The organism is Stenotrophomonas sp. 3diitr2024 (genome assembly GCF_042136455.1).
In the GTDB taxonomy this organism is placed as follows: Bacteria; Pseudomonadota; Gammaproteobacteria; order Xanthomonadales; family Xanthomonadaceae; genus Stenotrophomonas; species Stenotrophomonas sepilia.
In genome coordinates, this window is sequence record NZ_JBHHMJ010000559.1 from 1 (window position 1) to 353 (window position 353).

Below are 353 nucleotides of genomic sequence, written 5' to 3' on the forward strand. Positions count from 1 at the left end.
CACGCGTACAGGTCGGCATCGGCGACCAGCGGGTAGTCGCGATCTGCCAGCATCGCTGCGTCATCATTGGCTTGCGCCTGGCCCGCGTCCGGTGTGGCGTCCACCTTGCTCGGTGGCACGCGCCAAAACAGGCGGATGCCCCCCCGGGGCAGGCCCATGATCACCAGCAGGCTGCTGACCAGAACGGCGGTCCAGACCGGGCCGGTGTACTGCGCCGGCATGCCGGCCAGCAGCGCAGCCTTGGCCGGAACGGCATCAACTGCCTGGGCGGCGTCTTCAGTTGGCGGACGCGGATTGCGCGCTGGCGGGTCTGCGCGTGGTGGCGGAGCTGATGCTGGCTGCGGAGCGCACTC

At 70.3% G+C, this 353-nt stretch carries 1 pseudogene; it reads right to left on the minus strand.

The features are described 5' to 3' along the window. Window positions 1-353 (minus strand): annotated as a pseudogene (locus ABGA94_RS14495) (hypothetical protein); the annotation flags it as partial.